Consider the following 9,979-nt stretch of genomic DNA (forward strand, 5'->3'; position numbering starts at 1 on the left):
TTATTATTATCATACAAAAAGCGTCTGTTTTATTGATAAGCATGCTGATTTAGTGAGGCATGTTATAGCATGTTATCAAAAGCATAAAGGTCGATATGGCTATAGACGTGTAACATTATCCCTAAGAAATACGCTAGATAAAGCTGTGAACTATAAGACAATAGCCAAGATAATGAGATTGTTAAAACTCAAAAGTGTAATCCGAGTTAAGAAATATAAGTCTTATAAGGGAGATGTAGGTATAGCGGCGGCAAATATTCTACAAAGAAATTTTAAAGCTGACAACCCATATGAGAAATGGGTTACCGATGTGACTGAATTTAAAGTTGCTGGAAGCAAATTATATTTATCACCTATTATGGATTTATTTAATGGGGAAATTATAAGTTATAATATATCTACATCTCCTAACTATAAACAGGTTGAAGACATGCTAGATAAAGCGCTCAAAAGAAGAAAAAAAAGAAGGCAAAGATCATATAAAGACTATATTACATTCCGATCAAGGAACATTATATAGGCTAAAAATATATCAAAATCTATTAAAAGACAATGAAATTATTCAGAGCATGTCCAGAAAGGGAAACTGTCTAGATAATGCTATTATAGAGAACTTTTTTGGGGTACTAAAATCAGAGTTGTTTTATTTAAAGAAATATAGGTCAATACTGGAATTAACTAAGGATATTATAGAATATATTAAATATTACAACAACAAAAGGATAAGAACTAATTTAAATGGAATGAGCCCGGTAGAATACCGAGCTCATCATATCAAAAATATTGCATAAATTCGTCCAACTTTTTGGGGGCAGTCCATTTGGTAGAGCTTTTTTGGTTTGTATGGATGTTTGATTAAGGATAAGTTGTCACAACTTTACTAATCTTCCAGCCGTTATCCGTCAACTTTAGCGTGACGAGGTCCACTCTCTGGAAATGATTGAAATCCATAGTGACTTTAGCTATACATGACTTTCCTGTCTGATCCAAAATCTGATAGTTTGTAGTACAATTGAACTTCAATCCCTTGTTGCTTTCAATTAGTTTGATGTAATTGCGCTTTTTCAAAACCAATTTATTGGCAACATTCTCATATTCAAAGTCATCAGTAAAAAGGTATTTGTTGAACATATAGTTGCCTGCAGTTACAGCTTCAGCATAGGCAATCATTACATCGGCTGAAGATTTATCTTTCAGAGGGTTAAAGGATCCCTTGACAAATGAACTTAATGACACAATCATTAATAATGCCGCTGCGATAGATTTGATGATGTTTTTCATAGTTGTAAATAATTTTAATGTCTTTTATTGATGGTTAATTCCTTATTTCCTTTTGTCTACACTCCAAAATTAGGCAGGAGAGCGTCTTTATGAAATGGACATTAGATTAGTGGTGTATAAAACTCGGTAAAAGATTATTCTCTTTCGGTGAATTGATATGGAAAAAGGGGAATATCGGTGAAAGAATGCACTTATCTATAACAGAAGTAATAAAGAGGGTAATTTTTTAAATCATTTTTAAATAGGCTTTTATTTGTTTTTTGTTATTTATAAAATAACAAACTTGATTTTCAGTTTATACTCGAATTAATTATAAAATAATACTTTTTGCCTAATTTATGCTCAATATTCTTTAATTTTATTACGAATACTTACAATAAAACAGATTTATATATCTACCTAAACTAAAAAAAACTGTTTGTATACCTTTTGTACGCTATTTCATTGCGTATAGAAATTTTATTGCTGTAAAATTAATATTAATGGTTCAACCTAATTATAAACTAATGAGAAGCAACAATTTTTTTAGTGTATTGTGGCATTTGCTGTTGGTGCTCTTATTGACTAGTAACTGTCAATATGCTTTTGCGCAGCAGCGTCGTATTATGGGTAAGGTGCGTAATACCGATAACGTACCGTTAAGTAAGGTTTCGGTGCTCATTCGTGGTACCAATATTGGTACCCTTACGAACGAAAAAGGGGAATATGAGATTACTATTCCTCAGGAAGGAGTTTTGATATTTAGTAGTATAGGTTATGTATCGCAGGAAATTGCAACTGAAGGTAAGCAAACTATTAATGTCACCTTGGCTTTAGAAAGCAAGAATATTGACGAGGTAGTGGTGACGGGGTATTCACAGATAGACCGGCAGCACGTAGCTTCTTCGGTGGCGCAGCTGGATATGGATAAGACCAAAACTAGACCTATCCATAAGATGGAGGAGGCCTTCAGTGGTACTCTGCCGGGAGTGATGATGATGCGGAGCAGCAACCTGCCGGGAGAAGTGCCGGGAATCGTTAACATTCGGGGGATAAGTACCTTAAAAGATGCTGCGCCCTTAGTTATTGTGGACGGTATGGAGCAATCCATGACGGACCTCGATCCTAACCAGATTAAAAGTATAACGGTGCTGAAGGATGCGGCCTCGGCTTCCTTATATGGTTCTCGTGGGGCTAACGGCGTTATCATCATTGAAACTGAAAGAGGATATACCGGACAGTTTAAGGTGGATGTGAACACGTGGACAGCTTTTGACCGTCCTATCAAGCTGCCAGAGTTTGTCGATGCTGTACGCTACATGCGTCTACATAATGCGACGAGAGAGCATCAAGGACAGACACCTTTGTTTTCCGAAGAAGACATCCGAAAAGCAGAGAGTGGCGAAACACCTTCGGTAAATTGGTTGGATGAAGTTATACAACGTAATGCATATTCCTATAATACTAATGCTAATATTTCGGGGGGAGGTGGTGTAGGAACATTCAACCTAATGTTGGGACATAATAAAGAAAATGGACTCAATGATGTGGAGGGAACGCAGAAATTCTCTGCTCGTTTCAATACAAATATTAATATCGCAGACCGATTTGTGCTGCTTGCTGATTTTTACGCCCACCGTCTACAGGTAAATCGATTGATGGCCAATGATGACGGCCATGGTCTTTATCAGTTGGCGTGGCGAATGAATCCTACCCAACAAATTTACTATGATTCTGATCTTCCGGACCATTATATATTACATAATAATATCAATCCAATAGCGTCTATTGAAAAGGGAGGGATTAAGAATTATATGCATGACCGCAGTACTATCAATCTGCGACCTCGGTACAATATCAACAATAATTTGAGTGTTGAAGGTAATGTGTCTTATATGATTAACAAATCTGCCAATAAATACAAGCGTTCTACTTTTAAATTTTTCGATGGAGATGGCGCACCAAGTACGATATGGTCTAACAGTGTGGGAGCAGAGCAGGGCGTAAGTCAATCTCAGTTGACCGCCCGAGCGTTGATAAACTATACTAGAGGAATACGTCAGGATAAGGATAAATTATATTTTCTGTTGGGCTCTGAGGTGATGAGTCATGTTTATACCGACTACAGAGAAATCAATAAAGCTTCATTCTTCGGTAAGCTAAACTATTCTTTTGACAATAGATACATCCTAGAAGCCACAGGTCGTTACGATGGAAGCAGTAAGTTTGCACCAGGACATAAGTGGGGTTTTTTCCCCTCAGCTGCACTAGCGTGGAATGTGCATAATGAAGCATTCATGGAAGAGGTGAAAAGCTCCGGAGTTCTTACCAACCTTAAGTTTAGGGCTTCTTGGGGTAAAATCGGAAACGAAAACGTGGACCCTTACCTTTGGCAAGAGATTGTAAATAATTGGGGCTGGACCATGCGGGTACCCAATCCGCTGTTTACCTGGGAAAAGCAGAGACAATGGAACTTCGGAGTGGATATAGCAGCACTTCAAGACCGACTATCCTTCACGGCGGAGGTGTACAACAAGTATTCCTATGATCTGATACTACGACAACTTCCCCGTACCTCCACTGACAGGTTCTTACTATCTTGAGTCTGCCGTAAATATAGGCGAAGTAGAGAATAAAGGTTGGGAAATTTCAGCAAAATGGTCCGATAAGATAGGAAACGTAGAATACAGCATTGGAGGAATGTTATATGATAATACGAACAAAATATGAAAGCAGGATACACGGAGGCAGATACGTTGGTTTTCAAAGGAAATCCGGATAAAGTATGGTATAAAGGTATCTCACTGGATAATTACTATGGATTTCAGACAGATGGTTATTTCCAATCGCAAGCCGAAATAGATGCTACCAGTGCCAAGTTCCCAAACACCTTACCGGGAGATATCAAATATGTAGATCAAAATGGAGATGGTATCATCAACGATGCTGACCGTGTGAACCTAGGTGATCCGTATCCACATCTTAACTATTCCTTAAGTCTGGATTTGAAATATAAACGATGGGACTTTTCTTTCTTGGGACAGGGGGTCGGAAAGCGTAAAGTGCGTTTGGTTGGGCAAGAGGCTTTTCCGGTACTTATGGATGGAAGTAGTAACTCACTAGGAGCTCCGCGTACATATTATGCTGACAACAGCTGGTCACCTGAAAATCCTAACAGCAGGTTCCCACGTCTGTGGCTTGGAAATACAACTAACGCATATCTGAGTGACCTATGGATGAGCAATGGAGCCTATTTCCGTGTAAAGATGTTACAGATAGGTTATACCTTCCCGATGGTAGGAAAGGCAATAAAAAATGTGCGCCTTTATTTTAATGCGCAGGATGCCTTTACTTTTACCAAATATGAGGGCTTGGAGCCCGAAATAGGATGGGATGGAAGTACGCGAAACCGTGGAAATGGTGGTTATCCTAGAATGGCAACGTATAGTTTAGGCTTGAGAGCAACAATTTTATAAACTTAATCATGAGAATTATGAAAATAATAAGATATATCGCTACAGCTTTGATAGCTTTGGTAGGGTTTACTTCCTGCGAGAAATTCCTAGATAAAAGGGATCCCACAGCAACCAGTTTTGAGGAGTTTTATAATACGGAAGAAGATTTACGCCGTGTAGTGTATAGCAGTTACCTTGATGTTTTTACACATGCATCTGACCGTAAACTCTTGTTTTATATGATGGATGGACGAAGCGACAACGCTTACGCCCGTAATACCGCAGATCACCACCGTGTGATTGCTGACGGAAGCATGAATAGTAACTCAGCTTTTGCAGAATATTACTGGTCTTTGCATAACAAACATATGGGACGTCTCAACACGTTTATCGACAAAGCCCATATCCCTTACGTAGAAAATGAAGCTGTGAGAGAACGTTATAAAGCGGTATTGGAAGGATTGCGTGTGTGGCATTATTTTAGGCTTACCTTCTATTGGGGAGATGTGCCTTTGCCTTACAGCCTTTAGACTTAGAAACAGCCATCCAACCGGCGATGCCAAAAGAACAAATATTGGATTCTCTTTTCAAGATTTCCGAAGATATAGCACGCCGTTTACCAGAAAATGAAGGCACTACCAATGCCTATATGTTCAACCGCTACTCCTTTAAAGCCTTGGTGATGCGCTATGCTTTATTCAATCAACGTTATGAATTGGCAGCACGTCTGGCAAAGGAAATTATAGACAGCCACAAATATGAACTTCATCCCGTATATGGAGATTTGTTCAATTATAAGGCAGATAAAACAAACAAAGAGTTTATCATGAAGTTCGATATGGAAAGTCATGATAACTCCGCTACCAACTCATTTAGAGACTTGGCTCCTCAGTATCGCTCTGGGAACGGCCAATCCTATGTGGTTCCTACCAAGGCGCTTGTAGACTCATACTGGACTTTACAAGGAAGACCTATTGATCAATGTCCTTTGTATACTAAGGAGGAATATGAACTGAATCCCAAGCTAAACCGCGATCCTCGATATGCTATGAGCATTATGGGACACGGCGACTTATTTTATGGAGAAGAAATCAATATTTACAATCCGGATAATCCCATGTATCATGAAAATTTAAGGGCGAGTCGTTCAGGATATTGGTTTAGAAAGTTTGTGGATGAGGCCGATGCTTTCCGAAGTGGAGGAAATATGCATTTTCCTCTTTTGCGGTATGCAGAGGTACTCCTTACTTATGCGGAAGCTAAAATCATGCTCAATGATATCGACGATTTAGCCAAACAATGTATTAATGATATTCGCAGACGTGCCGGCCTAGATATGACGGTGGCAGATGTGACCTTGGAAAACCGTACACAACAGGAGTGGCTCAAGCTGCTGCAAAACGAAAGAAGGATAGAATTGGCGGGAGAAGGCTTACGCTATGAAGATATCATACGTTGGAGAATAGCCGAAGAGGTGTTGAACCAGCCCGCTTTGGGACACACCCGAATGGTAAATGGACAGAAGGTGACTTTAAAAATTGAAGATCGCAAATTTTTGCCTCATCAATACTTATGGCCTTTCCACGAAAGTACATTGAAGGTAGAACCTGGCTTAAGGCAAAATCCTGGCTAATTAAAAAAAATAAAAGCTCTCCGTATGGAGAGCTTTTTGATTTGTGTTGATGTTTGATTAAGGATAAGTTGTAACGACTTCACTGATTTTCCATCCTTTCCTCTGTAAATTTTAAGGTGATAAGATCTACTCTTTGGAAGGTTTCGAAGTCCATAGTAACCTTAGCTACGCAGGACTTTCCTGTCTGATCCAAGATCTGATAATTAGTAGTGCAATCGAATTTCAGCCCTTTGTTGCTTTCGATAAGCTTCATGTATTTCTTTTTATCGAAGGTTTGCTGATTAGCTGTGTTCTCATAGGTAAAATCTTCTGTGAAAAGATATTTGTTCAGAAGACTATTACCTTCCACTACGGCTTCGGCGTAAGCTACCATTATATCAGCAGTAGATTTACCCATCAAAGGGTTTGCGTTGACTTTGGCAAAAGAGCTTAATGAAACTATCATTAATAAAGCTGTTGCGATAGATTTGATTGTAGTTTTCATGGTTCTAATTTTTAATGTCTTATGATTTAATTAATTGTTTTCCTTTTGTTTACATTCCAAAATTAGGATGAAATTGAGGGCTGAGAAATAACGTTTAGATGAAGAACAGAGATAATTCGGTGAACAATTATTTTGGGTCGGTAAATAAAGGCAAAAAAAAATCCTAACCGGCAAATGGCTAGGATTTATAAGGAGTCTTGTGTAGCTATGGCTTATCTATTTCTTTACCAAAATGATAACTTGCAAATCTACCTGCATCTTTTGCATGTACGAGGGCCGCTTCTTCCTGTCCCCAAGGCCATCCACCAAACTGCGTTCTTCTATATTCTCTAAAAGATTCTTCCAATTCTTGTTCTGTATTCATTACAAAAGGTCCATACGCAGCTACAGGTTCATTAATAGGCTCTCCTTCCAACAGAAGTAACTTTGCATCTCCATTTGTAATGTTTTTGATCACAATATCTTCACCCCCTTGAAGGTCTAGAAGATAACCTGCGTCGATGGATTGTTCTTCAATTTTTATAGCAGCATTGCCTTCATAGTAGAAAAGAAAGCGGTTCAAAGAAGCTGAAGACGCTTTTATGGTATAGGAGGCACCGGCATCGATGGTTATTAGAGCTACGCCTACACGATGATTAGGGTCTTTAGCCCAAGAGTAGGGTAGCTTCCTAATGATTTAACACCTTCATATTCGCCTAGGATGACTTTAATACGTACATCACCAGTTGGTTTTGCAATAGGGATTTGTTCGTGCCAAAGCATTTTGTATTGAGGCTCGGTCATTTTGCTTGCCGCAGGAAGGTTCATCCAGATTTGAAACAAACGTAGGTGATTAGGTTTATCTTCATGTATCAAAGGAAACATCTCACCATGCAAGACGCCTGAACCGGCACTCATCAGTTGTACATCTCCTTCGCCGTAGCGTCCTTTGGAACCTTTGGAATCAAAGTGATCAGCATATCCTTCCTCTACAATTGTAATGATTTCAAATCCTCTATGCGGATGGAAAGGAAAGCCTGGAATGGACCTTCCATGATACATACGCCAAGGTAGATTATTATCAAAGTCATTACCTAGATTATGTCCTTCCAAAGAAGCTTTGGGACCAAATTTTCCATTTCCTTCGGGATACAAATCATAATGATAAGCGCCAAAAATAAAGGGATCACCAATATTCATACGCCCTGCGACTTTTTGGATGTTTTTAATTTTCATTTATAAGTCTTTCTTCTTATTATAAATTATCAAAGTCTATGCCGACATATAGCTCTAGCCGAGGAGCCCCTATTCAAGTCATGTTTAAATCGTTTTTCGTGATGAGCTTTATTAAATAGGAGATTAGATGTTATTGGGAACCAGTAATGCAACGTGCTAGAAAATAGGATATAGTATTAAATTACAAGTTTATTACAGCTATAGATTGGATGCTCATCAAAATCGAGTAAATATTGAAATAATAGATATAGTAGCTCCTAAAGTACCTATAGAAACTAAAATTCTAGCTTATTAATAATCGCAAAAAGGTTCTTTTGGTAATGTAAAGAACCTTTTTACGATGAAGGGTTATGAAATATTATCCCTCCTTTTTATTCAAGAAAACAAATTTACCGTCAAATACGTCTAACTCAATCACTGAATCGGACGTTACTTTTCCTGACAGGATTTCTTTAGAAAGCTCATTCAGGATACGTTTCTGAATGACACGTTTTAGAGGACGAGCACCATATACCGGATCGTAACCCAATTGAGCCAACCAATCTAGAGCATCCTCTGTCGCTGTCAGCATAATATTTTGTTCGGCGAGTTGTTGTACAACTTTGTTGAACTGCATCTTCACAATTTCCGCTATTTCGTTTCGGCTTAGCGGAGTGAACATGATGATCTCATCAATGCGGTTCAAGAACTCTGGCCGTATAGACTTTTGAAGGAGTTCAAAAACTTCTTCCTTAGTCTTCGCAATGATTTCATCTTTGTTGAACTCTGTCAACAGCGAGAAATTTTCTTGGATGATATGTGAACCGGTGTTGGAGGTCATGATGATGATAGTGTTTTTAAAGTTCACCGTGCGACCTTTGTTGTCTGTAAGATGTCCGTCGTCCAGCACCTGCAACAAGATGTTGAAAACATCAGGATGTGCTTTTTCGATTTCATCCAACAGAACTACAGAATAAGGTCGACGACGTACGGCTTCTGTGAGCTGACCACCTTCATCGTAACCTACATAACCTGGAGGCGCACCGATAAGTCGTGACACGGAATGACGCTCCTGATATTCCGACATATCTATCCTTACCAGGGCTTGTTCATCATCGAACAGGAACTCTGCCAAAGCTTTTGCCAGCTCGGTCTTACCTACCCCGGTCGTTCCGAGGAAGATAAACGAACCTATAGGACGTTTGGCGTCACTTAATCCGGCACGGGATCTTCGTATGGCATCCGATATGGCTTCTATGGCTTCTTCCTGACCGGCTACACGTTTGTGAAGCTCTTTTTCAAGGTTCAACAGTTTTTCTCGTTCGGACTGCACCATTTTGCTTACAGGGATACCAGTCCAACGGGATACCACGTCTGCAATATCTTCTGCCGTGACCTCTTCTTTAAGCATACGGGAGCTTTTCTGCATCTCATTCAGTTGTGCTTTGAGCTTCTCTACCGTATCTTGGGCTTCTTTGATTTTGCCGTAGCGCAGTTCGGCCACACGACCGTAGTCACCCTGACGTTCCGCTTGTTCGGCTTCTATTTTATAGTTTTCAATATTTTGAACTTCTTGGTTTACACGGTCTACGAGTTCTTTTTCAGCCTGCCATGCTGCTTTCAAGGCGTCGCGCTCTGCGGAAAGATTGGCTATGGTTTCGGAAAGCTCTGCAACCTTTTTCTCATCATTTTCTCGTTTGATGGCTTCGCGCTCGATTTCCAGTTGCATGATGCGACGGTCTAGTTCGTCCACCGCTTCCGGTACGGAATCCATCTCCAGACGTAGTTTGGAGGCAGCTTCGTCCACAAGGTCTATAGCTTTATCTGGCAAGAAGCGGTCGGTGATGGCGTTGCGACAATTCCACGGCCGCGATAATTGCTTCATCTAGGATACGTACCTTGTGGTGGGTTTCATAACGTTCCTTCAAACCACGAAGGATAGAGATGGCRTCC

Annotated in this window: 8 protein-coding genes and 3 pseudogenes; 6 read left to right on the forward strand and 5 right to left on the reverse strand. The window is 39.6% G+C overall.

The window, feature by feature from the left end:
• Positions 1-52: 52 nt before the first annotated feature.
• Both SD31_RS21125 and SD31_RS21130 read left to right on the forward strand, forming a co-directional pair.
• Positions 53-154: pseudogene (locus tag SD31_RS21125) on the forward strand (IS3 family transposase); the annotation flags it as partial.
• 84 nt (positions 155-238) lie between these two features.
• Positions 239-791, forward strand: a pseudogene (locus SD31_RS21130) (IS3 family transposase); the annotation flags it as partial.
• A gap of 64 nt (positions 792-855) precedes the next feature.
• Here the strand turns inward: SD31_RS21130 and SD31_RS02395 are convergent.
• Positions 856-1,281, reverse strand: a complete 426-nt coding sequence (locus SD31_RS02395; RefSeq protein WP_039052970.1) for a nuclear transport factor 2 family protein — start codon at positions 1,279-1,281, stop codon at positions 856-858.
• 506 nt (positions 1,282-1,787) lie between these two features.
• On the opposite strand from SD31_RS02395, the gene SD31_RS02400 reads away from it, so the two are divergent.
• The 4 genes from SD31_RS02400 to SD31_RS02405 all read left to right on the forward strand — a co-directional run bounded on the left by SD31_RS02400 (position 1,788) and on the right by SD31_RS02405 (position 6,348).
• Positions 1,788-3,863, forward strand: a complete 2,076-nt coding sequence (locus tag SD31_RS02400; RefSeq protein ID WP_197053487.1) for a SusC/RagA family TonB-linked outer membrane protein — start codon at positions 1,788-1,790, stop codon at positions 3,861-3,863.
• A 123-nt stretch (positions 3,864-3,986) separates the two neighbouring features.
• On the forward strand, positions 3,987-4,736 hold the full coding sequence (locus SD31_RS16920; protein WP_052258568.1) for a hypothetical protein: 750 nt from the start codon (positions 3,987-3,989) through the stop codon (positions 4,734-4,736).
• Between the two features lie 17 nt (positions 4,737-4,753).
• Complete coding sequence (locus SD31_RS16925; RefSeq protein ID WP_197053488.1) at positions 4,754-5,245, forward strand: hypothetical protein; 492 nt, start codon at positions 4,754-4,756, stop codon at positions 5,243-5,245.
• Positions 5,246-5,271: 26 nt separating this feature from the next.
• Positions 5,272-6,348 carry a RagB/SusD family nutrient uptake outer membrane protein gene (locus tag SD31_RS02405; protein ID WP_231561080.1) on the forward strand — a complete coding sequence of 359 codons (1,077 nt, stop codon included), beginning with the start codon at positions 5,272-5,274 and terminating at the stop codon, positions 6,346-6,348.
• Positions 6,349-6,427: 79 nt separating this feature from the next.
• Here the strand turns inward: SD31_RS02405 and SD31_RS02410 are convergent, their stop codons facing one another.
• The 4 genes and pseudogenes from SD31_RS02410 to SD31_RS02420 all read right to left on the reverse strand — a co-directional run.
• Positions 6,428-6,832, reverse strand: coding sequence for a hypothetical protein (locus tag SD31_RS02410; RefSeq protein ID WP_156138154.1), 405 nt, complete (start codon positions 6,830-6,832; stop codon positions 6,428-6,430).
• Between the two features lie 205 nt (positions 6,833-7,037).
• Positions 7,038-7,508: a pirin-like C-terminal cupin domain-containing protein gene (locus SD31_RS16930; RefSeq protein WP_197053491.1), complete on the reverse strand. Its 471-nt coding sequence runs from the start codon at positions 7,506-7,508 to the stop codon at positions 7,038-7,040.
• Positions 7,457-8,011 carry a pirin family protein gene (locus SD31_RS16935; RefSeq protein WP_197053490.1) on the reverse strand — a complete coding sequence of 185 codons (555 nt, stop codon included), beginning with the start codon at positions 8,009-8,011 and terminating at the stop codon, positions 7,457-7,459. The genes SD31_RS16930 and SD31_RS16935 overlap by 52 nt, the downstream gene beginning before the upstream one ends.
• Positions 8,012-8,405: 394 nt before the next feature.
• A pseudogene (locus SD31_RS02420) lies at positions 8,406-9,979 on the reverse strand (ATP-dependent Clp protease ATP-binding subunit); the annotation flags it as partial.

This window comes from Sphingobacterium sp. T2 (assembly GCF_000814685.1).
In the GTDB taxonomy this organism is placed as follows: domain Bacteria; phylum Bacteroidota; class Bacteroidia; order Sphingobacteriales; family Sphingobacteriaceae; genus Sphingobacterium; species Sphingobacterium thermophilum.

Excerpts from the sequence above, each read along its gene's own strand:
- SD31_RS02395 (WP_039052970.1), bottom strand. The coding sequence starts at position 1,281 with ATGAAAAACATCATCAAATCTATCGCAGCGGCATTATTAATGATTGTG.
- SD31_RS02400 (WP_197053487.1), top strand. The coding sequence starts at position 1,788 with ATGAGAAGCAACAATTTTTTTAGTGTATTGTGGCATTTGCTGTTGGTG.
- SD31_RS16920 (WP_052258568.1), top strand. The coding sequence starts at position 3,987 with ATGAAAGCAGGATACACGGAGGCAGATACGTTGGTTTTCAAAGGAAAT.
- SD31_RS16925 (WP_197053488.1), top strand. The coding sequence starts at position 4,754 with ATGAAAATAATAAGATATATCGCTACAGCTTTGATAGCTTTGGTAGGG.
- SD31_RS02405 (WP_231561080.1), top strand. The coding sequence starts at position 5,272 with ATGCCAAAAGAACAAATATTGGATTCTCTTTTCAAGATTTCCGAAGAT.
- SD31_RS02410 (WP_156138154.1), bottom strand. The coding sequence starts at position 6,832 with ATGAAAACTACAATCAAATCTATCGCAACAGCTTTATTAATGATAGTT.
- SD31_RS16935 (WP_197053490.1), bottom strand. The coding sequence starts at position 8,011 with ATGAATATTGGTGATCCCTTTATTTTTGGCGCTTATCATTATGATTTG.